We start from the raw sequence: 24,457 nt of genomic DNA on the forward strand, positions 1-24,457 counted from the left end.
TATGTATCTCACTTATTTTATTATTTCAGGTGGTAATATGATCAAAAATCGAATCTTTGCTTTAGCTATCAAGATCCTTATAATTTGTATTATGATGATAGGTACGGCTTCTGCAAATCCTCCCATAGTACTGGAAGGAAGTGTAACGATCGATGGTAGTCCTGCACCTGCAGGAACCGAGGTCAAGGCGATGTACGGTGAGAGTGTGGTTGGGGCCACGACCGTGGACAATGCAGGTCTTTATAGCGATACGAGGGACAATAGGCTGGGAGTTCCTTATGGCTATGAGACAATTACATTGTTCGTGAACAATATTCAGGCGCAGGTATTGGACCTGTCCGATGCGAATGCCGGGGATATACTGGAAGTTGACCTTCGGGCAACATCGGTAACAAGCAGCAGTCCTTCAACAACAAAGAAGACCAGTAGTGGAGGTGGTGGTTTTTCGGCTCCTGCGGTAGAAGAAACAACAACTGAGGTTGTAGAGGATATACCAATAGAAGAGGAAGAGGAAACCATGGCCAGTGTAGCTGATGTTCCAGCGGAGGAAACACCAGTGGAAGTGGTTGAAGAAGAAGTTTCGCAAAGTGCGGATTTCCCTACTATTGTGGGAATAGGCTCTATGCTCGCGGCTGCGGGTATACTGATGCGAAGAAAGGCTAAAATTGAATGAGATGTAGGGGCTGGAATATTGTCCCCTTCTATCTTTATTTTGATGACCTTGTATGATCCCTCTCAAAAACATTATCTGGAACAGTAAAAATACGTTGATCGATGATATTTTGTAGTGGATGTGGTTATTATAAGAAGAAGCAGGACAGCTATAAGTGTAGAAATATTGAGGGCTGCTTTAGAGGGGGCGAAAAAGACACACATAGTATATCGTGCAAATCTTAACTTTGAAGTTGTGAACAGATATCTCAGCCTTTTAAAAGAGAAAGGATTGATCGAACAGAAAGGTAATCTATATGTCACAACTGATAAAGGAAAAGAATTTCAGGAAATTGCCAAAGAATTAGGTCTGTGAGTATAATTGTCATTATACCATTGACTATATTTTTTATATCTGTGGCATGGCATTGAATTAGTGTATTCTGTTTTGCAATTTCAATAGGTTTTTAACCGATAACCCGTATAATAAAGCTGGATCGTCATGAACTTTGAGTTTCATGAATGTTGATTATTATAGAAAAAAGGAGGCCATATTATGCTGGAGATCAATAATCTAACAGTTGAGATAGGCGGCCGAAGAATATTGAAAGGTGTCGACCTTAATGTCGAAGCCGGATATACCAACGTTCTTTTCGGACCAAACGGAGCGGGAAAATCTGCACTTTTGATGACCCTGATGGGATTCAGTGGTTATAATGTTGTAGGTGGGGAGATCATCTTCAAAGGTGAGGATATAACCAACATGTCGGTCTATGAGAGAGCGCAGATGGGTATGGGTATCATGACCCAGAGACCACCTAACATGAATGGTGTCAAAGTTTATGATCTGCTTAACGTCATCTCAAAGGACATGAAAGATACAGAGGAACTCGCAGAGACCCTGGACATGGTCAGGTTCTTTGAAAGGGATGTCAATGTAGGTTTCTCAGGTGGGGAGATAAAAAGATCAGAACTTCTCCAGCTTTCAGCACAGAATCCGGATTTCATTCTTCTTGATGAGCCTGAATCAGGTGTTGATCTCGTGAGCATTGAACAGCTCGGCCTTACTATAAATGATCTTCTTCAGAAAGATTGCAAATGTGCAGGCGACAGGTGTAAACATGGAAAATCCGCACTTGTTATCACACACACTGGTCAGGTAATGGATTACATACAGGCTGACAGGGGATACATACTGTGCAACGGTACGGTCATGTGCTCCGGCAACCCAAGGGAAATGCTCACTGAAATAAAGGAACAGGGATATGAGGAGTGTATCAAATGCAAGCTGATGAAGATATGAGAAAGAAGGCAGAAGCAGCCCTCAAGAAGACAGCAGCATACGGTGAGGATTTTGACCTTAATGAATATGGGCTTGCATCTGAGGAAGAAGAACAGGCAGATGATCTTGAAGAACTCAGCGAAGAAGATCAGAGGACACTCCTGAATGTCGGGTTCACACCTTCCGAAGATAACAGAGCAGGCAGTTTTATAATGCTCAACAATGCTGTGACACATTCATCCCTGCGTGATGATGATGTTGTAGAACTGATGTCCTTAAGGGATGCTATGAAGGTCCATGATTGGGTAAAGGATTATTCATGGAAGCTTGTAGAACCAGATAAGGATAAGTACACTGCAATGAGCTATCTTCAGGATGCTAATGGTTATTTTATCAGAGCTCCTGCAGGCAAGAAGTCCAAGATGCCTGTACAGACATGTCTTCTTATAGGTTCAAAAGAGGTATCCCAGACAGTTCACAATATCGTTATTGTTGAAGAGGGAGCTGAACTTGACGTAATTACAGGATGTTCTACAAAGCATGGTGTTGACAAGGGTCTCCATCTTGGTATCTCAGAGATGTATGTGAAAAAGGGTGCAACCCTTAATTTCACAATGATCCACAACTGGGGAGAAGAGATCGGTGTCAGACCAAGGACGGTTGTCCATGTAGAAGAAGGCGGTTCATACATCAGTAACTATGTCACCCTGAAACCTGTGAAATCAGTACAGGCGTATCCAACAGTCATTCTGGAAGGTAAGGGTGCATTTGCAAGACTCAACACAATTGCTGTTGCACATCCTGGTTCAGAACTTGACCTTGGAAGTAAGGTGGTCTTCAATGCAGAGGATACAAAAGCAGAGCTTATCTCAAGGACGATCACTACAGGTGGCAATGCAATTGCCCGTGGTGAGATGATCGGTAACGCTAACAATGCAAAGGGACATCTTGAGTGTCACGGACTTGTGCTTGGTGGTGGAATGCAGCGTGCTATTCCTATACTTGAAGCAAATGTCGAGGATATCGAACTGTCACACGAGGCTGCTGTGGGAAGAATTGCACGGGAACAGATCGAATATCTCATGGCAAGAGGTCTTACTGAAGAGGATGCAGTAGGTATGATCGTAAGAGGATTCCTTGATGTTGGTATACAGGGTATTCCTGATGAACTTAAAGCAGATATCGATGCTACTATAGCAAAGATAGGAGAGAACGCTATCTAAAGTTTCTCTCTGCCTTTATTTTTTCAATTATTTTTATTACATTTGTTAAATAAAACAATCTGAGGAGAATGAATGAATCAAAAATATGCAGCACTGTTTTTAGCTGCTTTAATGGTCATGTCGGTTTTTTCATATTTCGTTGCCAGTTTTGTAGGAGACTCGGACACGGATGAAGAATTAGCGGACATCGCGGATGCACCGGGATTTGAAGTTATAGATGGAACACATTTTGATGCTGAGATCGACTCAGTTTCTGATGGTCTTGCCTTTACACCAGAGGGTGTTTCAAATGCGATCTATGTGGACTATTCCAGAACTTATGGGACACCACTTCAGGATTATAATGTAAGTGACCTTTATGCATATTACAATACAATGATGATCAGAAGGTTCTCAGCTTATAATATCACATCCAATTTTGGATTTGAGGCACATGTACTGAACCCTGAGACCGTGGGATTCAATTATGCAGTTACTGACACTTACAACGGATATTCTATTCTGTCAAGGGGATCAGGTATTTTCAATGTGATCGGAACACCAACACTCCTTGGTGACCAGGCTACCCTTGAAAAGGTAATAGATGTCAGATCAGGTACCAGTCCTGCATCAAGTGACTTCACTGAGATACTCGGTTATGTAGAACCAGGTGCCGAATATCAGGTTGTTACCTCTGTGGATCCACTTGCAGAACAGCACTATTTAGAATTCAGGAACATGAATGATGGAAATTATTCAAAGACCGAGATATTCCTTGATCCTGTAGAAGGTACGGTTGAGAATATAGAAAGTCTTGAGGTCAACAGTACTGACAGAGGATTGTTCTATAATACAAGTACCTTTGATGATGGCAGGATCGTAAAGGTTGTTGTTACGACCAATACGTCTAATTTCCTGAACCTGATCACAGAACAATATTACTGAACATAGGTGGGATGGTTCCCATCATTTTCTTTATTTTTTGCCTTTTTTCTGCCACAAGCTTTATACCTGAACAGGTTATTTAATGACTCCAATTGCGCATTCTATGTTATTCTATATATATGGATGCAGCAATTCACAGCCATTACTTTGGCATACAACTTTGTCAGTTAATTATTGATCAATATTGTTACAATCGTAATTGGCCAAATTAGCCGTTCTGCGGCACACAATGAATAATGAAGAACCATGAGTATATGAGTATACAGCATGGTTTCGAAGGAGAAAATAATATGGCAGCTAAATTTGACGTTCCAGAAGAACTCGTAACCAAAGCACTCGAGAGTGTAGAACTTGCAAGAGACACAGGCAAATTAAAGAAAGGTATCAATGAAGTTACAAAAGCTATTGAGAGAGGTATCACAAAGCTTGCAGTAATTGCAGAAGATGTCGACCCTGCTGAAGTAATTGCACACATCGCACCTCTTTGTGAAGAGAAGAATGCAGCATACATCTACGTTAAAGAGCAGAAAGAGCTCGGTGCAGCATGTGGTATAGGTGTCGCTTGCTCCGCAGTAGCTATCGTTGATGCTGGAAAGGGCGCAGAACTCGTAGAAGACATTGCACAGAAAGTAAGTGCACTTAAATAAAACTGATACGTGAGGTATCGCTATGGCAGATGAAGATACAGGCTATGCGGCTGAAGTCATTGACATCATCGGTAACACCGGTATGCATGGTGAGGCCAGCCAGATACAGTGCCGCGTGCTTGAAGGGCGCGATAAGGGCCGTATAATCACCCGTAATTGTGTTGGTCCTATAAGGATCGGCGACATTATGATGTTGATCGAGACCTCTAGAGAGGCCAAGAAACTGACTACCAGATGAGGTGACTATAATGGAACAGAGAAAATGTTCTTTTTGCGGAAAATTCCTTGAGCCAGGAACAGGTAAGCTCTTCGTAAAGAAGGATGGCTCTACCTATTATTTCTGCTCATCCAAATGTGAAAGTAACTTTGACCTTGGAAGATTACCAAGGCGTACCGTCTGGACCGAACAGGGCAGAATATACTTGAAGAAAGCATGATCGGGTGTCCTAAATGGAACAGACATACATCATGATCAAACCTGACGCAGTACAGCGCGGACTTATGGGCGAGATCATTTCAAGAATAGAGAACCGTGGTCTTAAGATCGCAGCCATGAAGCTCGGTGTCATGAGTGAGGACAGTGCAAAGGAGCACTACAAGGAGCATGCTGAAAGGCCATTCTTCGCTTCACTTATCGAGTATGTGACATCAGGTCCATCAGTTTCAATGGTCGTTGAAGGCAAGAACTCTATCGCTATCATGCGTGCAGTTAATGGCGCAACGAACCCTGTAGAGGCACTTCCTGGTACCATCAGGGGAGACTTTGCGGTCGAGACCGGCAGGAATGTTGTACACGCTTCCGATTCAACAGAATCCGCACAGCGTGAGATAGCTATCCACTTCAAGGACTCAGAGATAGTTGACTATACAAAGATCGATGAGGTCTGTCTCTACGAGTAAGTAGGGAGGTCCGGGATGTTTGCATTGATAATATTAAGCGAACATCCTGAAATATCCTTAACCAATATCATTTCCAACTATCTGAATGATCTTTGAAGGGGTTTGCACATGGCTGTAAATGAAAATCTACGTACACCAATAGTTTCTGTAATGGGACATGTCGATCACGGCAAAACTACTTTACTTGACAAGATCAGGGGAAGTTCCGTTGCCGAGGGAGAAGCAGGTGCCATTACCCAGCATATAGGTGCAACTGAGGTTCCCATAGAGAACATTGTGAACAAATGTGGTGATCCGTCACTTAAGGACAGGTTCATTGTACCGGGACTTCTTTTTATTGATACACCCGGACATCACGCATTCACTTCCCTGCGAAGCAGAGGTGGTGCTCTTGCGGACCTTGCTATTGTGATCGTTGATATCAACGAAGGCTTCATGCCTCAGACCATCGAAAGTCTTCAGATCCTCAAGAGATTCAAGACTCCTTTTGTAGTTGTTGCCAATAAGGTCGATCGTATCCACGGCTGGGAACCTAATAAGAACTCATCTTTCCTTGCTTCATATAACAAACAGAGTGAACGTGTTAAGTCCGATCTTGACAACAAGCTCTATGAGGTCATTGGTGAGCTCTACAATATAGGTTTCAATTCCGAAAGATACGACCGTGTAAGTGATTTCCAGCGTAATATTGGTGTCATTCCTATAAGCGCAGCAACAGGTGAAGGCATTGCTGATGTACTCATTATCCTTCTTGGGCTTGCCCAGAAGTTCCTTGAGGGCAACCTGCATTACGATGCAACTGCTCCGGGAACTGGTACTGTCCTTGAGGTGAAAGAGGAGAAGGGTCTTGGAACCACCATTGACACTATCCTTTACGATGGTACCATCAGGAAAGGAGACATCATAGTTGTCGGAAGTCTTGGAGATCCGATCCAGACGAAGATCAGGGCATTATTGAAGCCCCGTCCTCTCTCTGAGATAAAGGCTGAAGAGAAGTTCCAGCAGATAAGCGAGGTCACTGCTGCGGTTGGTGTTAAGATATCGGCTCCTAATCTGGAGGGCGCACTCGCAGGAGCACCTGTGAGGGTAGTAAGCCCTGAGACGGTCGATGCTATCACTGAACAGATAAAGAGTGAGATCGCTGATGTTCAGATCGATACAGATTCTGTAGGTATCACGATAAAAGCTGATACTATAGGTTCCCTTGAGGCTCTTGTGAACGAGCTTAAAAAAGAGGAGATCCCTATCAGGAAAGCTAGCGTCGGTGATATCAGTAACAGAGATATCGTAGAGGTAACAGCTATCGAGGATCCATTCTTTACTGTGATCGTCGGCTTCAATGTGAAGATCCTTCCGGACGCAAAGGAGAAGCTTCAGTCCACAGATGTCACGCTTTTCAAGAACGATGTGATATATCGTCTGATAGATGACTATAAGGACTGGGTGAAGAAACAGAAGGAACTTGCTGAGAAAGCAATATCCGATACCATCACAAAACCCGGAAGATTCCAGATAATGCCTGACTGCACATTCCGCCAGAGCAAGCCTGCTGTTGTAGGTGTGAAGATAATTGGCGGCGTTGTGAGGACTGGTGTGGATGTTACTACAATAGATGGTGAGGTCGTTGGCAAGGTCAAAGGTCTTCAAATGCGTGGAGAAAATGTCTCCGAAGCGAAGATCGGCATGGAAGTTGCCATGGCCATCGAAGGAGCTACTGTTGGAAGGCAGATCAAGGAAGAGGATACTCTCTTTGTGAATGTCCCTGAGAGACATGCAAAGAAAATGGAACATGAAATTTACGACTCAATGACGGCAGATGAATTAGAAACATTGGATGCATTCCTTGCAATGAAAAGGAAGGATAATCCTTTCTGGGCAAAATAATGAGAATGCACGATTCATTTTGACAGATCATAACAAACAGGAACAATAAAACCAATAAGGAGGAAAATATATGGCAGATTTCAAAGTAGTGGTTGCAGATCCTAAGACAAAATCATATCAGTTTGATGTCACAGGTGCTGAAGCCAACAAGTTCATTGGAAGATCAATAGGCGAAACAGTTGAAGGAGCAGCAGTCGGCCTCCCAGGATACACACTTAAGATCACTGGCGGAAGCGACAAGAGCGGAATGGTCATGAGACCAGACCTTCCAGGTCCAAGAAGACAGAGAATACTCGTTGCAAACGGAACCGGTTACTCCCCTGTATCAAAGGGTGTACGCCGCAGAAAGATGATGCGCGGAAAGGAAGTTGCACCGGACATAGTCCAGATCAACACCATTGTCGCAGAATATGGCAGCGAGACCATAGAGAAGATCCTTGGTGGCGACGAAGAGCCAGCTGAGGAAGTTGCAGCAGAAGAGTGAGTTTCTCACTCTTTCTGAATACTTTTTTTTACTTGTTCCTGATCCCGGAATAACGGGACGTTCCAAATCCCACATCAATTATCTTATTCTTTGAAAGCATCTTAACGATGAATCTTTGTGCTCCATTTGCACTAAGTCCTGTAATTTCAGCTACATCAGATGCATCAAAAGGATCATCCTGTTCTACCAGAGTTTCGATCATATTCTCAAGAGGTACGTACTCCTCCTGATCATGCCATACTTTGAGCCTTTCAGAATTGTTCACACTGGCATTGAATGTGATCTCGTTCGTTCCAAGATCGTAAAGATATACCATAAGACGTGGATGAACGTAGTTCTGTGCCCAATCTAATATCTCCGTGTTCCATCCGGAACTCAAAATACATACGCTTCTATATTGTCCTGATGGAACTGTATTCGCTTCCTTCTGGATGAATTCCATTATGTTCCTCATGTCCTCGAAAGGATGCCAGTAGGTTTCGAATGTCAAAAGTGGTTTTACAATACCATCCATTATTGTTCCGGAAACCGATCGCTCGGATATGTTGAACTTCCATTTCCTGTCACCAATGTATTCTCCATTGAATGAAACTTCAGGCTGGTGTGTGGAATATTTCTGCTCAAGTCCATTCATGTAATTGTAGAGCTTTGAAAGTATGTCGGTTTCGATATCTTCCTTGCTTGTCTTTTTTGTCAGGATATCTCTGGCTTTTTCGGAACTTGCTGAAGGACCAAGCGTGGTCCTGGATGTGTCCATAGGTTCAGATAGTTTTCCTGTCATGGCAATTCCGGAAGGTTTTCTTTCCTGTTTCTCCTCGCTTGTCTTTGCCGGTCTTTCACCCGAAATGACACGCTCTGCACTTTCTTTTTCCATCTGCCTGAGCTTGAATTCCTTTTGAATATCCTTATCTACTACAATACGTTCATTGAATCCTTTTTTAAAACTATCCAGAAGGCCTTCCAGCATGAATGTATCAATATTCTCTGAAGATATTGATGAAGCGAACTCATCCTTTATTCTGGAAGATGCTTTCAGTAATTCTTCTTCGTTGCTGTAGAACTCTTCCAGTGTTCCCTTCTTTCCGGAAAAGCTGTCAAGGTCCCTGCTCTTTATATCTGCCAGGAGCTGGGAGGCAGATGCCCTTACATTGCGAAGCTGGAAATTAAGATCGGTCTGTCTATTTGCATAGGTTCTCTGAATGAGCTTTTCAACTGAACCATAAACCTCATTCAGGTTATTGATAATTGTTTGTCTGTTAGCCTGTTCAACCGTTACAGGGTCCTTTAGTGATTCCATTTCTATCATCCAGCTCATATTGTATTCAATATATTGTTAATGAATTTTTTATAGGTATTAGATATCATTTCCAATGGCATCTAAGAGTTCCTATGCCACTCCATGGGTCCCGAGGTCTATCGGTTCTTTCTGGAAAAGGATTTCGTTCACTTCAAATGAAAAATTGAGGTTCCCAAGGTCGACCTTTCCTGAATTAATTGGTTTGATCACAAGTGACACATACCCGGATGAATATGGCTGGATCTCAGGGATGCAGACATTTGGTTTGTGGCATTCTATGAACGAGGTGAAACAACTATTGAAGCAAACATTTGCTATCACTTCATCGGATCTGTTCTCAACATGGATCCCGATAGTATTCCCAACTTCACTATGTAATGTATCCGGCATATTTATCATGACATCCACTTCAGGTATCTGTACATAATATTTTCCAAGTTGATTGTCTCCTATCTTGCAACCGTTGCCTTCAACTTCGAACATAACATCGAAATACCCAAGGTCGATCTCTCCTCCTGCTACCGGTGTGATCTCATACGCCGTATCAAAAGATGCACCGGGTGTCATGGTCCTTGTATCTGAAAAAGCTGTATCATAGGTGATACTTTTAGGGAAGGAACATTTTACATGAAGATTATCCAGGTTCCTGTTAGAGTAGTTCTTCATCCTTATTGATATCATAGTTGGATGTCCTAACTTAAGTTGTCCGGTAACCTCAAATTCCACTCCAAGATATGAATGGGCTATATTTATGTTCCCGAAGAATATGGGAGGTTTTTGGTGTTCATGCCCATCTATCTCTAAATAAAGGTCATAGTAACCCATGGAATGGCTTCCTGTCTCAAAGGGAACAAAAGAATAAGATGCAGTAAGTGAGGACATCGGTTCAAGAGAACCAAGACTCAGCACAGGCTTATCGCAGTGAACACTTGAAGGGAACACTGCACGCATCCATATGTTCTCTATTGTTTTAATAGTAGGATTGTTAATTCTCAGGTATAATGCATTTTTAAATCCCATCTCAGCAGGTTCTGTAAATTTATATTCAACATTGACAGAATCCACAAATTGCATTTCCTTTACTCTTCTTTTTTCTATTCCCACGTTCTTCTCATAGATCCAGAAAAAATGTATCGGAATGTAAGAGAGTACTACATATATCGGTGCACTGGCCAGGTATATTGGGTCAGGTCTTTCAGTAAGGGCAAGTATCCGTGTCACTGAAAAGAACGAGGTCATGACTATCCATAGGAACACATAGAACTGGAAGAGCGATCCGATCCTACCTCCTGCCTGATTCTGCAGGGAATAGGCAAGTGCTTTTATAAAATCATCCAGAGGCCCCAGCTTCATTTGACCCACCTTTAAAGGAATGAATAAATACTTTCAATTATCTTATGGATCTGTAATTATAAATATATTAGTACTTTTATCTGTGGGTCAAGTTCAAATGATCTTTGTTCCGCAGTCACTACAGAAATTTGCATCATCAGCAAGCTTTGTACCACATGATGGGCAGAAATTGGCCTTGAACTCTGTTCGCTGTATCACACTATCCTCTATTACAACATCTCCTGCACAGTTCCCGCTGATGTCACATGAGTTAAGGAGGTTGCTGCGCTGGATTATGGAGTCCTTGATCGTTACATTGACGATCTGGTTCAGCTCACTCTTTCCTATGCTGCTTTCTTCCATTTCCTTAGAGAGCTCACGACCGAACTCGGCAAGCATTCCTACAAGTGACTCTGCTGTCTGTGTAGCACCGAAAAGTTCTATGCTGCCTGTATCTTTTGAGATGGTGATCTTCAGGACAATATCGTGACCATTGACCTTTGTCTTTCCGTGGTACCATGTCTCATAGTTCTTGCCGTCCTTTGTCCTCAGGGTCCTGATATGCCTGATATCACGTCGTTGAACCATCTCACGACAGATGTTCATGAGGGTCTTAGTATCAAGGTCCGACTTGATCCGATAGACCTTGCTGTCACTGAAAGGGAGTGCTGATACAAGTTCCCGTAGCATTCCTACGTTTATGTCAGAGTCCGTTCTCATGATCGGGCATGTTACCTTGATGTTCTTTGGCTTCATCTCAGTGGTCCGAAGCTTGCCCTTTGCATCCTTATAGAATATCCTGCATTTGATGTCAGATGAATTTGAGCAAAGCAAGGGGTCGAAATATATCGCAACAGACCGTGAAGTATTGCCTTCAATATTTCCGATCATCAGTTTGTTGTTCTTCACAGTATATGCAGGCTCGAACCTGTCTATTCTGAAAAGATGTTCATCAAAATCAAACTCCAGTGAAACATCGTTCACTACAAGCGGAGAGGTATTGTTCACTGACATCTTCAGACGGATAAAACCCTGATAGAACTCTGTCTCTCTTACAGCTTGAAGCATGTGGCTCTCAATTTCAGGGACCTCCATACCACTTCCTGCCTTTCCGTCTACTGATCCATATTCTCCTATATCTATGGGGATCTTTCTGTAGTAGTTATTATTGAGCAGGTATCCGACGTGTATCTTCCCAAGGTCGATCATGTCGGTGATCCTTGGATAGACGAATATCACATTATATGCTGCGGAATCCGGTTCTACGATGTCTATACTGACCTCAGGCTCATCGCATCTGACAAGACGGGGACACTCTGCCCTTATGGATACGTTCCTGATGGGCAGGTGTGAAGGATTCATTATTGTTATCTTGACAGGATTCTCGGCATTTGTCCTCAGGGGCTGTTGCACTTCAACTGTGACATCTATGGAATCACTTGCTTCTTTTTCCTGTTGCATCAACCTTGCTTTTTCATCCTCTATTTTCAGGTTCTTTTCCTTAACAAGCTTCTTGTACTTCGAGCCGGAACGTACGGCTACTATGGTACAGGAGAAAAGTGCAATTGCAGGTGCTGCTTTAAATGATGAGAAAACAATTGCTCCGAATATGGCTATTATGATACCAAGGACAAATGCATTTGAAAGGACATCCTCTCCAATTACATCATTTTCGATCTTCTTGCTCATCATCCTCTGTACCAGGAATGCAGTAATGAATGCGAGTATAAGGCCGATGATCCCGCCTTGTATCATTCCTGTTATTCCACTACTAAGGCCGAACAGAAGACCAATGTAGACTCCGATACGCAAGTTGTTACGTGGATCAAGATAAGATAATTTAAATGACATTTGCATCACTTGTTCAGTAGCTCTGCGAAGACCTGTTCTTCGCCACTTTTTTGGATCGCGGACCTTGCTTCGATGTACCAGCTAACTATGGATGGCTTGCGCTTTTCCAGAACCATTTTAAAATCCTGAAGACCGATATTCCTTGCTTCTCCTCCTCTTAATGCTTCACCAAGAGGTATGTCAGCTGCTTCCTTGCATATAGCTGCAAGATCAGCACCGGAGTATGAATCTGTTAGTTCGGCCAGGTGCCTTATATCAACATTATCATCCAGCGGTCGCTTTTTCAGGTGTATCTTAAGGATGGCTTCTCTTGCTTCAAGGTCAGGTTCAGGTACGAAGACAAGTTTGCTGAAACGTCCCGGACGCCTCAATGCAGGATCAATTGCCCATGGTTCGTTGGTAGCTGCCAGTACCAGGAGATTGTCAGATGCCGTATCTACTCCATCCATCTGTGCAAGCAGTTCATTGACAACTCTCTTTGCGTAGTCCTCGCTCTCACTTCGCCTTGCAGCAATGGAGTCGATCTCATCAAAGAATATAATGGACCTTTCTTCTCCGCGGGCGATATCAAAGACCTGTTTGACGTTCTTTTCAGAGGCACCGACCCACTTGCTAACTATGCTGCTGGTCTTCACACTGATAAAATCAGCACCGCATTCCTTTGCAGCTGCCTTTGCCATCATGGTCTTTCCACAGCCGGGAGGTCCGTATAGAAGAATTCCCTCTCCTGCTTTTTGTCCATACATCTGGTAGAGTTCCTTGTGAGTGAAAGGATAGATGATCGCTTTGCGTATCTCTTCCTTTACATCCTCAAGGCCACCGATATCTGAGAAACCCACCTTCGGGATCTCTTTGAGAAAGACATCATCCTTTGAGATAGATGATCCGTCATTGCTATCCTGGTCCCTTCGACTGTCACTTCTTCCGCCCGAGGGCACGGCAGCAGATCTCTTGAGTGACTGGGCCTTGGTGAAAAGATGTTCTGCAAGATCACGTTGCGTGTTCCGGTCAATATCATCACCTGCCATCATGGACGCATCATTGTAGAGCTTGGCAGCTTTAAGGTAAAGCTCACGGGCTCTTTCTTTATCCCCTCTTTCTTCCAGGTCCTTCGCGGCTTTTGCATAGCCACGGGCCTGAGCCGCAAAAGTAACAGCTGAGTTCAACTAGGCACCCCTTTATTTTTAACCCCTGGGTAATTCAAAAGATGGAATGCCGGATCATTCGGTATCTGCCATCTCTGATTCTATCTTCTTTGAAAGTTCATCCTTTGCAGGCTGTTCACTTGAGAGTTCTGCAAGAAGCTCTGATCTTAGTGAATCCTGCATCTCGCTGAGCTCGGCGCCCCCACTCATGGCTGCATCCATTGAAGCTGTCATCATGGTGGTAGCAGTGTTGACCTTTTCCATAGAGGTTCTTATGTTTGTGACTGCACCTTCAAGCTTGGAAGTATCAAAACCAAGTTGTTTCTGCCACTTTCCAAGGTCCTGTCCGATCTCCACGACTTCCTTGAGTCCGGTCTGCATCTCGATAACATCGTTCATGGACTGTGCCATCTCTACCATGCTGCTGATGGTGTTGACCTGACCTTCGACAAGTGAATATCTTCTTGAAGCAACTCTGAACTCTCTGTCATTACCCTTTGCCAGTGCTTCTTTTGCCTGTTCCCTGGATTGGTTCTGCTTTTTGATAAGTTCTTTCTCGCGTGTTGATAGTCTCTGTTCTGAAATGGTCAGTTTTGTCTTGAGCTCTTCCGGTGATACTTTCTTAAATGGATTGGTCAATCCCACTTATAATTCCTCCTCCATTTTTTTCTGCTTTGCGTATCTGATACAAAGTTTCATGGCTTCAGATTTGTTGATCGCTATTCCCATTTCTACTAATGTATCCAGATATACTTTACTATCTTCTGATATTCTTGCGCTTACAGGATAAGAATTAGCCATAGTTATTCCAGCTTGACAGTGATTTGTATACTTATGTATACAATGGAAAACAATATATATAATACTTCTCCAATATCTAATTAGGAGTATCGATCAAATTTACAAATAGGTGTCAAGAGCATGGCCTTTAAGTGGAAAAGAGAAGCGGATGATATTGCCAGGGTGGTCCCGAAGAAACAGGTTGGTGGATTTTTCAGTAAAGCAGTGATCCTCTCACCTAATGAAAAGGCAGCCATGGTAAAGAATGGTGTAGTTGATGAGATAGTTGACAGCGGCAAGCTGCAGGTTGGGGGTCTTCTAAAACCCGGCAACATAGGAAAGGATGTGGATGTTGCTATGATGGATACCTCTCCAAAGGACCTGCAGTGGGAGCAGCCTGAACTATGGACCAGGGATAATCAGAGAGTGGCATGTAACGGTCTGCTGCGTTTCAGGATACAGGAGCCAAAGCGTTTCTTTCAGATGTTGTATTCATATTCAACTCCTGATAAGAAAGGTGTCAGGGCACTTTCTGTACATGATATTTATCAGCGTATCGAGAGCGAGGTATTGACATTTGTACTTGAGCCTGAGGTGCGGCAGGAAGATATAGAGAAACTCTATGGCAATCGTGACCTTCGCCTGAACATCGAGAATGAGCTTGAGATGCGCCTCAGGTCTACCATGTCAATGTGGGGACTGGAAATGCTCAAGTATACTGTCCAGTGGGACCTTGGTTCCTATGGCAAGGTCATGCAAGCAACAAATGATTTCCAGACACGTGAGGAACTTTCAGAACTTGATACTTTGTCTGTAGAGGGTGATCTTGAACGCAGGGGAAGGGAAGAGGTTGCGGGTATGCGTGCTGGTCATGCGACCATAGCAACTGAGAAGGACTTCCACCGCGACCAGAGTCTCAAAGATGTCAAAGCTGAGCTTGAAGCTGAAAGATTACAATCGGAAGCTGATATGAGGGAAGCCAGGGAAGCGATAAAGCTCAAGGAAGAGCTCAAACTGGCAAAAGCAAAAGGGATGCGTGCCGAGCTTGAGGTCGAGCAGGATATGAAGGACCGTGAGCACGGACGTGATATGGAGTACCTGAAACATATCACTGAGTCAGGTGGGTCGGATGTTGCAAAGACCGTGAGTGAAGGCCGAGAATATGGTCGTATGTCACCTGAACAGCTTGAAGCCCTTGCAAAGATCAAACAGGGCGAGGCTCTGGCAAAAGAGGATAAGGTCAGCTTCATGATGGAGGTAGAGGATAGGGAACGTGATGATTCCTATCGCAGGCAGGAACTTGATGCTGCCATGATGGGTGCAGCACAGGGTAAGCATTCTCCGACCGTGAGGAAATGTCCTGGTTGCGGTTCAACCGTTCCGGCAGAATCCAGTTTCTGCAGTCAGTGCGGAAAACGACTAACTGACGTTTGATGCGAATTGAACGTTTTCCCTTTTTTTTTCTTTTTGTAAGCGAAGCTTAAATAACACCAGAACAAAAAACAGTAGTATTATCGGATAGGCAAGGGTGGAATATTGGTACAAAGATCACTAAGGATACTTCTTGTAGTGTTCCTGGCATGTATTATCTTCAGTCTGACAACTGGTCTTACAACTGCCAGTGATTATGAGATAACTCTCATAGAGGGTGAGATCGCAGAGATACAGGATGGTTACTATCTAAGTGTTATAGATATTGATACCTATGATGAGACTGTTCGGTTCATTGTATCCTATTATGACACTTCGGTGCTGGACCAGTACTATGCCAGAGGTAATTATCTCTACTATGAGGACCGCAACCTTGTGCTGGAATTCAAGATAAGTGATGTCTATTACGATTCTTATTACGATTATGTGGTGATCTCTGATATCTACGTCTATCCTGATTATACGATCACGTATGATGAAAGTGAGGTTACAAGGACCGATACGGACTACTATTCCGATTATTCTGATTACGATTATTCTGATACTTCATCTGATGATGAGTTCTATGGAATGCTGATAATTCTCTTCTTTGTCATTGTAGGTGTATGGATCATACGCAGGGCTTCCAGGAAGGGAAAAGAGAAGAAAGCTCTGAAAAAGCAGGAACTAAGAACAAATGCTGCAATGTCATCCGGTCCGGTGGCCGATAAGGCAGCTTTCACAGCAGGGTCGGCCGCTGGTGCAGGGTTTGCTGCTATATCCGGGAAGGAGCCTGTTATCATCAAGTCGGCTATCCAGTACAAGGGTGCGAACATCCTGTACAAGATAAAGGTGGAGAATTCCTCCGATGAGCCTGTAGGAGATATCAGTATAGGTCTTTTTGTTCCTGAAGTGTTCCATATTAAAGAGAACACGAAGAACATCTCCATGCTCCAGCCAGGCGAAGGTAAGACGGCTACTTTCCTGATACGACCTACCGGAGAGTGCGGTAATTGTATTCTGTCAGGTAATATTCGTTATTATGATTATAGCCAGAAGAAACATGTTCAGATGGACCTAAGCAACAAGATGGTGGATATTGTCTGTCCTGTTCTCAAGGTAAAGGAGATAGATGAGGCCGGGTGGAGACTTGCTGTCAGTTCTATGATGGTTGCAGAGGAGGATACCAAGGATCTGGAGGTCCCTGCTGAGAATCTCTTCGATATTGCTACTCGTATCCTTAAGGACATGAATATGTTCATGATCGCTCCTGAGGTGACATCAACACAGCAACTCTTCACCGGTGTTGCAAGGTTCTATGCAGAGGGTGTTGCCGGTATGAAATATGCTGCCTACATAGAGGTTGTAGGTAAGCGTAAGTCCAGACTTATTGTGAAGGCATGGGCTGAGAAGGAGGAAGCACTTACCGGTTTCTATCACAAGATACTCGAGGAGATCGAGAAGAGGACCGATATCAAGCTCTTTGTTGATGATTCTGTTACCCATTACAATATAAGTAATACAACTACGATACAGGATAGTGTGATCCAGCGTTCCAATATTGGAAATGGGAAAAAGAATTGTCCTGAGTGTGGCAGAGAGGTTGAAGGCAGCGAGAAGTTCTGTATCAATTGCGGACGGAAACTTGATTGATGTAAGTCCTGATAGGATGGTTCTTTAGATAAGGATCAATGATATATTATTTCTCCATCTTTCATTTTTCAGATGTGGAAGTTGACCGCAAAGTCTATATTTAATAATGCGGAAACTACATTCCGTGTACAGTGAAAAGAAGGTATATGACTTAGAGAATAAAACCGTGGAGGCTATCGTATGAGACTGGAACTAATGGATAAAAGGTCAAGATTCGAGGATTTTGAAACGGAATATCGTGATTCAAAGGCATACCTTCGCAGAGCAAGGTTATTCCTGGCAGAAGGACAGGACCACAGTGTGGTATTCAATGTAGCTTCGCTTGCACTTGAGCGTTACCTTGTTGCTTTGTGTTACCTGTATGATATGGATCCATATAATCACAATTACACCTGTCTTATGGACACGGTAGAACTGTTCATGGAAGTGCCTGAGGAACTCAACAAAGAGATAAGATCACTGGATAAGATATTCGATATCTGTTCTCTTGATGATTATTTCCATGGTGACCCTGAGGTATCGGATATGGAACGTATCCTCTCGATGTGCGAGGATGTTGAAGGACTTTTCGATCAGGAAAAGATATCGTCTATCAGAGAGTCTTTGAAAGAAGATAAATGAGCATCTTTTTTCAGGGAATATTCATTTTAATATTTTACTATAAGGTTCTATAGGCTTATTTTTGAGCCTGATCTTTTTGTTTTTATTTATAGTTCGATCTGTGCATTACAGTTGGAAACTCTGGCCATAATTACTATATACAATTATTTCATTAATATCTGCACTTTATTTAATTAGTATGATTAATATTCTGAATGACCTTTTTGTATCTTGATCGATCTATGGGCTATTTCTGATGTTAATGAGTGGATGAATGAAAATGAAATGTAAGATATTGTTAGTACTATTCCTGATGTGCATAGCACTTTTCAATTCAGGTTGTATTGGTGAGGGGTTAACTGCTGACCAGATAGCTGAGAAAATGGAGGAGAAGCAGGCAAACATAGAGGATACTTCTACCACAGTTCATATGATAGTGACAATGGATGATGAGGTCCGGGAAACAGAGATAAAGATGATCCAGAAGAATCCGGGTATGTCTAAAAGTGTTGTATTCATGCCGGAGGAGATGGCAGGCCAGACAACTGTTTCCAACGGGGAGACAATGTGGATCTATGATCCGGCAACTGATCAGGTGACTGTTATGCCATTGCCGGAGACCCCTGATGACTTCGAAATGGATTATGCAGCAGCTATTGGAAGTATCCTGAACGAAAGTGATGTCTCACTTCTGGGTACTGAAGAATTCGATGGCAGGGATACTTTCGTACTCATAGTCGTTCCAAAGGAGGACGATAGTTCATTTGGTTCTGATATGAAGGTATGGGTCGATGAAGAGACCTGGACACCATTGAAGATCGAGATGGAGATTGAAGATGAGTACAACATGGTTGTGGAATACAGGGACTTTGAAGTAAATACCGGTATATCAGATGATGAATTCGAATTTGAGATCCCGGATGGTGCAGAGGTCATTGAGATCGATGACTTTGAGGATCTGTTTCCTGTGGATATGGGACTTGATGAAATAAAGCAGGCATCGGAGTTTGAGGTGCTTGTTCCTTCATATGTGCCGGAAGGATATGGGTTGGATAGTGCTTCATACAGCCAAACGTCAATTGTATCTGGTGTTAAAGAATCGGTCACATTGTTCTATTCAAATGAAGATGAAATGATACTGGTATCCGAAACTTTCTATGATGGAGAGAAAGACTCAAATTCATTATCAATGATGGAAGGTGAAACTGTTTCTGTCAATGGTGAAGAAGCTGAGCTCTATACCATGTATGGTGGCACCATGATGCTGCAATGGGAGACCGAAGATGCGATAATGAGTATCAGTGGTTCTCTTGATGCGGATGAGATGATACAGATAGCTGAATCAATGGAATAGTACTGTTTTTAGGTATGAATATATGCGATCCCATTCTTGGATCGTCATGTTTCTTTTTTTAATTTATTACATACTCCTTAACTTAACACCTCTCAATAGTAAATTATTTATATCAGACATGCCAAGGAAGTACCGTTATGTTGTGTCAAACATAACACTCCGAACATTGCTACTTCGAATTATGTTATGCCTATTGGCATAACATATATTCTGCATTTTAATTCAGGAGATGATCCGATGGTAAATGAAAAAGTGAAACTATTTTTGATATTACTTTGTTGCATGATGTTTCTTGGTTGTGTTGGCGAGCAGGACTATTCAATTACGGCACAGGATCAAGCGGCTGATGATGTGGGTGTTATAGCTGAAGGGACCGGTGGAACATCACTTCTTGTATATTGTGGAGCAGGAATGCGTCTGCCAATGGATGAGATCGGTGAGATGTTCGAGGAAGAATACGGAACTTCCATACAGTACAATTATGCCGGTTCCAACACACTCCTGACACAGATGGAACTCACAGGTGAAGGGGACGTCTACATGCCTGGTGCGACCTACTATTTTGATGTAGCTTCTGAAAAAGGACTTGTGAGTAACTTCAGCAAAGTAGCTTATCATGTTCCGGTGATGATCACACCTGTTGATGATCCTGCAAACATCAGCTGCATTGATGATCTGGCAAATGATGGTGTCAGTGTAATACTCGGTGATCCTGAAGCAGCAGCTATCGGTGTTCTCTGCCAGAAGATGCTGACCAAAAAGGGAATTTATGAGGATGTGGAGGAGAATGTTGTTGCAAAGGGTGCGACCGTGAACGAACTTGTCACCTATATCTCACTTGGTCAGGGTGATGTATCAATAGTCTGGGAAGACCTTGTCAGGGATAACGAAGATGTCAACATGGTCGAGATAGCAGAGGAAGATAACATTGTCAAGATAGTACCTATCGCTACTCTAACATCTTCAGAGAACCCTGAAATTGCAGAAGAGTTCGTGCAGTTCGTGGTTTCCGATGAGGGCAGAGCTGTCTTTGAGGAGTATGGGTTCACACTCTATCCGGATGAGATGTATGCCTATCTGGAGTCTGAATGAGATAATGGGATAGATAACGAGTAGATATATCGTCAGGAAAAACAGAGCAGGAGCGGTCTGATGCAAAGAATTGGATTCAAGCAGGCTAATATACTTCTAATGCTCCTGCTTACCATTTTCATTTTTTCGCTGATCATTGAGATAGTCACACATACTGATGTCGTGAGTCTCATGAGCAATATCGTATCAGGGGAGATACAATTTGCAGTAAGGCTCAGTCTGATTACATCTGTGATCTCCACACTTCTGTGTATGATGATAGCGATACCTTCCTCCTATGCATTGGCAAGATACAATATTCGTGGAAAGGCACTTATCAACACGATACTGGATCTGCCAATGGCACTACCTCCGATCGTAGCAGGTCTTGGCCTTCTGCTTATCTTCGGGACAACTGCAACAGGCAGTTATCTTGAAGAGATGGGACTGAAGTTCGTTTTCACTCCGCTTGGAATAATAGTGGCTCAGTTCACTGTCAACATCTCACTGATGCTCAGGATAATGCGTTCAACATTCGAAGGAATTGATCCACGATATGAATATGTGGCTCAGACGCTGGGTTGTACTCCTTTCCAGGCTTTTATGAGGACGACATTACCACTTTCAAAGAATGGTATTCTTGCAGGTTCTGTGATAACATGGTCAAGGGGCATGGGTGAGTTCGGTGCAGTGTTGATGCTGGCAGGAGCTACAAGAATGAGGACCGAAACATTGCCAATATCACTATATCTGAACATCTCATCAGGCCGATTGGATCTGGCAATTGCTGCTGCAACGATACTGATAATCATCTCGTCTGTCGCATTGTATCTTTTTGAACGCAAGGGAGGGGTCGCAAAACTCTATTAGTTCCTTGTTTTGCGATATGATGGGCATGATAGAAATAAGTGATATTTCAAAGTCCCTTGGTAATTTCGAACTTGAGTGTATAAACCTGAGGATCGAAAAGGGAGAATATTTCTGTATACTGGGTCCGACAGGTTCCGGTAAGACCATTCTTCTTGAGACCATTGCAGGGATAAATGAACCGGATATTGGTTCAATACTGATCGATAATTATGATGTAAGTTCCCTGCTTCCAAAGGACAGGAACATCAGTATGGTCTATCAGGACTTTATGCTCTTCCCGAATATGGATATCAGGGCGAATATAGGATTTGGACTTAGGTTTAACGGTTCTAAATTAGCAAGGTCCGAACTGAACGAGAAGGTCGAAGAAACTGCCCGGATGCTTGGGATTGATCACCTCCTTGACAGACACCCTTCAACATTGAGCGGTGGCGAGAAACAAAGATCAGCAATAGCAAGGGCGATCATCACTGAACCTGATCTGCTTTTGCTGGATGAACCTCTCTCAGCCCTTGATGCAGGAACAAAGGACAGGCTCAGGCAGGAACTTCGGCGGATACACCAGCTAAAAGGAACGACAACTATCCATGTGACCCACAGTTTTGAGGAGGCTTTCAACCTTGCTGACCGCATAGCTATAATGAATGAAGGCAAGATCCATCAGGTAGGCACACCTGATGAGGTTTTCAGGAAACCTAATTCGACATTCGTCGCTGATTTTGTGGGTGTTGAGAATCTTTTCCACGGAAAGGCGGTCATGAAGGATGACCTGTCCGAGATAAAGGTGAACGGGCTAATTATCACTTCGACTTCCCCTGGGGATGGGGATGTTGTTGTTTCCATCAGACCGGAAGATATACTGATATCAAAAGTGCCTATTGATTCAAGTGCCAGGAACTCATTCAGCGGTGTTGTTTCCGAAGTTATCAGGATGAAGTCCACCATCAAACTGTTAATAGACACAGGACTGCTTTTCAGGGTTGTGCTTACAAAGAGAGCCTATGATGATATGGAACTTTCACAGGGTTCAAAGGTCCACCTGACATTTAAGGCATCAGCTACTCATATTATCTGAATATGTGTAAGAGTGGAGTTAAAAAAGAAGTAAAATGGAAGTTACTTAAAGTAACTTCTTTCCGGCGTCAGGGCCGCTCTTACACTCAAAGACGTCTGTGATCTTCATCTTGACAAGGTATTTTGCAGGGAAACGGTCGCTCTTTGCCTTGACCATCTTACGCATCTCGTCGTATTCCTCTCCACGGTCAAGAATTCTGACATCTCCTTTGACCTGGAAGCAACCATTGATCTCAGGTCCCCATACATATATCGCACATTTTGGATTTGCTCTGAGGTTCTCCATTGTCTTGAGGAAGAAGTTGTCAACGATCCAGATCGTCTCAAGATCTTCCTGAAGGAAACACATTCCAATAGGAATTACGTTAGGAACGCCATCTTTTGATGCTGTTGCCAGTGGGAAGATCTTCATCTTTTCAAACTCTGTTTTCATCTCATCTGTTAATTTAACCATTGATGTCACCTCTGCGTTTAAAAATAAAAAGTACAGTAAATCTACTCGCTAATCAAGCTTAAGCTTTTTCATCAGTGGTGGTGAAAGATGGAATGCTTGTCTATTGGTTATTTCGTATTCTGAATGTTCTTTACATTGCTGGGGAAGGCAATAAGAAGTTGAACAAACAAATTCTTGCGTTAAGGGACTTATTTATAGAATAGATGGTAAATATTTTATTAGGGTGTTCGTAGTGCTTTGCCGGGCACTCTATAAGGGAAATGGGAGAAATAATGATGAAAGGACCATCTATTACAGAGGCACCATCAACTGTAGGTGCAACTTATGTTGATCCGTCTATCACTCGTCTACTTGAACCTGGTGAGAAGATCGACAAGCTTTTTACAAGGAATTCAACGCAGGAATATGTTTTGCAGCGCCTGACAGAACACACATACTGGTATCAAGGTCAATATTACGGAACGATCTTCTATGTTGGTGAAAGCGGTGTTTTGCTTTTTGATGCTCTCGATGGACAGGGGGAATCTATCAAGAAGGCAATAGCATCGGTCACCAGTCTTCCGTTGACGGCGATCGTGTATTCTCATGCTCATGCCGATCATATCGGTGATGCCAATACTTTTACAGAGGGTGGAGCCATACAGCGGATCATTGCTTCGAAAGCTACGGCAGAAAAGATGGATTTCCTCAAGAGTTCCCTCCCTGCACCCACGGAAACGGTAGCCTGGCCACAAGGATCCTTCAAGTTTGAAGGTCTTACCGTTGAACTTCATGGATTCGAGCGTGCATCGCATTGTGACGACCATGGAGTTTGGCTGCTTGTTGAGGAAAAAGTGGCACACCTGCCGGACCTTGTTAACCCTGACCAACTGCCCTTCTGGGCCTTTGCAGGTTCTGAGAATTTTGTTTATTACGAGGCGAACGTCGAGCAACTTGGAAGTTTAGATTGGACCTATCTGAGCGGTGGACATGGCAATGTTGGAGACAAAGCAGATATTGAGTTCTACCGTTCCTTCCTTTCAGATCTCAAACAGGCTGTAGGTCAAGCCATGGGCGAAGTCGAATGGGGCACAGGTGTCGATGCAGACAAGGTCAATGCACATACTGCTTTCCTTCCTGCATGGTTCGATGCTATCGCCAGGAATGCAACTGATGCATTGCGCCCAAAGTATGGAAATTACTACGGATTCGAAATGGCAACCCCACGTAATGCTGAGATGGTAGCTGATGCCATGCTTAGCTATCGATGATTTTTGTCTATGAACGGTGGGCTGAGGGACTTATTCTAAGCCCTCTATTCTTTTTTGATTATTCATGTGTTCGTTAAGCTCTTCATCACCAATTATTTTATAATTAAGGTATTAAACAAAATATTCTAGGTATAGCTCCAAAGGGAGCTAGGAGATATGGAGTTATGGAAAGGAGTACACTGAAGAGGATTAAGGATAAGATTAAGCAAGGGAAGAAGCTGAATTATGGTAAAAGAATGGTAAATGTATATTGTGAGTAAATTTGTTATTAGTTAATTCATAATTAAATTTTAAATAAATTTATATTGCTTAATGTTTATT

Annotated in this window: 26 protein-coding genes; 19 read left to right on the forward strand and 7 right to left on the reverse strand. The window is 43.1% G+C overall.

Annotated elements, in window-relative coordinates; translation table 11 throughout:
• The first annotated feature begins 37 nt into the window (after nucleotides 1-37).
• From BM008_RS02330 to BM008_RS02380, 11 genes are all read left to right on the forward strand, one after another.
• Nucleotides 38-673: a hypothetical protein gene (locus BM008_RS02330; RefSeq protein WP_091932642.1), complete on the forward strand. Its 636-nt coding sequence runs from the start codon at nucleotides 38-40 to the stop codon at nucleotides 671-673.
• 114 nt (nucleotides 674-787) lie between these two features.
• Nucleotides 788-1,027, forward strand: a complete 240-nt coding sequence (locus tag BM008_RS02335; protein WP_245747826.1) for a winged helix-turn-helix domain-containing protein — start codon at nucleotides 788-790, stop codon at nucleotides 1,025-1,027.
• 180 nt (nucleotides 1,028-1,207) lie between these two features.
• Nucleotides 1,208-1,954 (forward strand): ABC transporter ATP-binding protein, encoded by a 747-nt coding sequence (locus BM008_RS02340; protein WP_091932644.1) that lies wholly within the window; start codon nucleotides 1,208-1,210, stop codon nucleotides 1,952-1,954.
• Nucleotides 1,933-3,156: a SufB/SufD family protein gene (locus tag BM008_RS02345; RefSeq protein ID WP_091932646.1), complete on the forward strand. Its 1,224-nt coding sequence runs from the start codon at nucleotides 1,933-1,935 to the stop codon at nucleotides 3,154-3,156. The genes BM008_RS02340 and BM008_RS02345 overlap by 22 nt, the downstream gene beginning before the upstream one ends.
• Before the next feature lie 72 nt (nucleotides 3,157-3,228).
• Complete coding sequence (locus tag BM008_RS02350) at nucleotides 3,229-4,080, forward strand: hypothetical protein (protein ID WP_091932653.1); 852 nt, start codon at nucleotides 3,229-3,231, stop codon at nucleotides 4,078-4,080.
• Nucleotides 4,081-4,370: 290 nt separating this feature from the next.
• Complete coding sequence (rpl7ae, locus tag BM008_RS02355; protein ID WP_091934106.1) at nucleotides 4,371-4,727, forward strand: 50S ribosomal protein L7Ae; 357 nt, start codon at nucleotides 4,371-4,373, stop codon at nucleotides 4,725-4,727.
• A gap of 22 nt (nucleotides 4,728-4,749) precedes the next feature.
• The gene (locus BM008_RS02360; RefSeq protein WP_091932661.1) at nucleotides 4,750-4,965 is read left to right on the forward strand and encodes a 30S ribosomal protein S28e; all 216 of its coding nucleotides are present in this window, start codon (nucleotides 4,750-4,752) and stop codon (nucleotides 4,963-4,965) included.
• Nucleotides 4,966-4,975: 10 nt separating this feature from the next.
• Nucleotides 4,976-5,164, forward strand: coding sequence for a 50S ribosomal protein L24e (locus tag BM008_RS02365; protein WP_091932664.1), 189 nt, complete (start codon nucleotides 4,976-4,978; stop codon nucleotides 5,162-5,164).
• A gap of 13 nt (nucleotides 5,165-5,177) precedes the next feature.
• Entirely contained in the window at nucleotides 5,178-5,627 is a 450-nt protein-coding gene (gene ndk, locus BM008_RS02370; RefSeq protein WP_091932665.1) for a nucleoside-diphosphate kinase, read from the forward strand.
• Between the two features lie 108 nt (nucleotides 5,628-5,735).
• On the forward strand, nucleotides 5,736-7,511 hold the full coding sequence (gene infB, locus BM008_RS02375) for a translation initiation factor IF-2 (RefSeq protein ID WP_091932666.1): 1,776 nt from the start codon (nucleotides 5,736-5,738) through the stop codon (nucleotides 7,509-7,511).
• A gap of 70 nt (nucleotides 7,512-7,581) precedes the next feature.
• On the forward strand, nucleotides 7,582-7,995 hold the full coding sequence (locus BM008_RS02380; protein WP_091932667.1) for a 30S ribosomal protein S6e: 414 nt from the start codon (nucleotides 7,582-7,584) through the stop codon (nucleotides 7,993-7,995).
• 28 nt (nucleotides 7,996-8,023) lie between these two features.
• Here BM008_RS02380 and BM008_RS02385 read toward each other — a convergent pair whose 3' ends face one another.
• From BM008_RS02385 to BM008_RS14820, 6 genes are all read right to left on the reverse strand, one after another.
• On the reverse strand, nucleotides 8,024-9,310 hold the full coding sequence (locus BM008_RS02385; protein ID WP_143072245.1) for a hypothetical protein: 1,287 nt from the start codon (nucleotides 9,308-9,310) through the stop codon (nucleotides 8,024-8,026).
• A 72-nt stretch (nucleotides 9,311-9,382) separates the two neighbouring features.
• Nucleotides 9,383-10,645 (reverse strand): hypothetical protein, encoded by a 1,263-nt coding sequence (locus BM008_RS02390; RefSeq protein WP_091932669.1) that lies wholly within the window; start codon nucleotides 10,643-10,645, stop codon nucleotides 9,383-9,385.
• A gap of 93 nt (nucleotides 10,646-10,738) precedes the next feature.
• Nucleotides 10,739-12,475, reverse strand: a complete 1,737-nt coding sequence (locus tag BM008_RS02395; protein ID WP_177187929.1) for a zinc ribbon domain-containing protein — start codon at nucleotides 12,473-12,475, stop codon at nucleotides 10,739-10,741.
• A gap of 5 nt (nucleotides 12,476-12,480) precedes the next feature.
• Nucleotides 12,481-13,641 carry an AAA family ATPase gene (locus tag BM008_RS02400; protein WP_091932678.1) on the reverse strand — a complete coding sequence of 387 codons (1,161 nt, stop codon included), beginning with the start codon at nucleotides 13,639-13,641 and terminating at the stop codon, nucleotides 12,481-12,483.
• A gap of 54 nt (nucleotides 13,642-13,695) precedes the next feature.
• Nucleotides 13,696-14,265: an SNF7 family protein gene (locus BM008_RS02405; RefSeq protein WP_091932681.1), complete on the reverse strand. Its 570-nt coding sequence runs from the start codon at nucleotides 14,263-14,265 to the stop codon at nucleotides 13,696-13,698.
• A complete protein-coding gene (locus BM008_RS14820; RefSeq protein WP_177187930.1) occupies nucleotides 14,266-14,421 on the reverse strand; it encodes a hypothetical protein in 156 nt (51 codons plus the stop codon).
• Between the two features lie 120 nt (nucleotides 14,422-14,541).
• Here BM008_RS14820 and BM008_RS02410 point away from each other — a divergent pair, with 120 nt between their 5' ends.
• The 7 genes from BM008_RS02410 to BM008_RS02440 all read left to right on the forward strand — a co-directional run bounded on the left by BM008_RS02410 (nucleotide 14,542) and on the right by BM008_RS02440 (nucleotide 22,433).
• A complete protein-coding gene (locus tag BM008_RS02410) occupies nucleotides 14,542-15,834 on the forward strand; it encodes an SPFH domain-containing protein (protein WP_091932684.1) in 1,293 nt (430 codons plus the stop codon).
• A 102-nt stretch (nucleotides 15,835-15,936) separates the two neighbouring features.
• Nucleotides 15,937-17,463 (forward strand): zinc ribbon domain-containing protein, encoded by a 1,527-nt coding sequence (locus tag BM008_RS02415; protein WP_091932687.1) that lies wholly within the window; start codon nucleotides 15,937-15,939, stop codon nucleotides 17,461-17,463.
• Nucleotides 17,464-17,643: 180 nt separating this feature from the next.
• On the forward strand, nucleotides 17,644-18,084 hold the full coding sequence (locus BM008_RS02420; RefSeq protein WP_218146678.1) for a HEPN domain-containing protein: 441 nt from the start codon (nucleotides 17,644-17,646) through the stop codon (nucleotides 18,082-18,084).
• 253 nt (nucleotides 18,085-18,337) lie between these two features.
• Nucleotides 18,338-19,417: a DUF4367 domain-containing protein gene (locus BM008_RS02425; protein ID WP_091932689.1), complete on the forward strand. Its 1,080-nt coding sequence runs from the start codon at nucleotides 18,338-18,340 to the stop codon at nucleotides 19,415-19,417.
• A 282-nt stretch (nucleotides 19,418-19,699) separates the two neighbouring features.
• Nucleotides 19,700-20,509, forward strand: coding sequence for a molybdate ABC transporter substrate-binding protein (gene modA / locus BM008_RS02430; RefSeq protein WP_218146679.1), 810 nt, complete (start codon nucleotides 19,700-19,702; stop codon nucleotides 20,507-20,509).
• Between the two features lie 60 nt (nucleotides 20,510-20,569).
• The gene (locus BM008_RS02435) at nucleotides 20,570-21,358 is read left to right on the forward strand and encodes an ABC transporter permease (protein WP_091932694.1); all 789 of its coding nucleotides are present in this window, start codon (nucleotides 20,570-20,572) and stop codon (nucleotides 21,356-21,358) included.
• 25 nt (nucleotides 21,359-21,383) lie between these two features.
• On the forward strand, nucleotides 21,384-22,433 hold the full coding sequence (locus BM008_RS02440; RefSeq protein ID WP_091934112.1) for an ABC transporter ATP-binding protein: 1,050 nt from the start codon (nucleotides 21,384-21,386) through the stop codon (nucleotides 22,431-22,433).
• Between the two features lie 45 nt (nucleotides 22,434-22,478).
• Here the strand turns inward: BM008_RS02440 and BM008_RS02445 are convergent, their stop codons facing one another.
• Nucleotides 22,479-22,886 carry a pyridoxamine 5'-phosphate oxidase family protein gene (locus BM008_RS02445; protein WP_091932696.1) on the reverse strand — a complete coding sequence of 136 codons (408 nt, stop codon included), beginning with the start codon at nucleotides 22,884-22,886 and terminating at the stop codon, nucleotides 22,479-22,481.
• A 272-nt stretch (nucleotides 22,887-23,158) separates the two neighbouring features.
• On the opposite strand from BM008_RS02445, the gene BM008_RS02450 reads away from it, so the two are divergent.
• Nucleotides 23,159-24,136, forward strand: a complete 978-nt coding sequence (locus BM008_RS02450; RefSeq protein WP_218146680.1) for an MBL fold metallo-hydrolase — start codon at nucleotides 23,159-23,161, stop codon at nucleotides 24,134-24,136.
• The last annotated feature ends 321 nt before the right edge of the window (nucleotides 24,137-24,457 follow it).

This window comes from Methanolobus profundi (genome assembly GCF_900114835.1).
GTDB lineage: Archaea > Halobacteriota > Methanosarcinia > Methanosarcinales > Methanosarcinaceae > Methanolobus > Methanolobus profundi.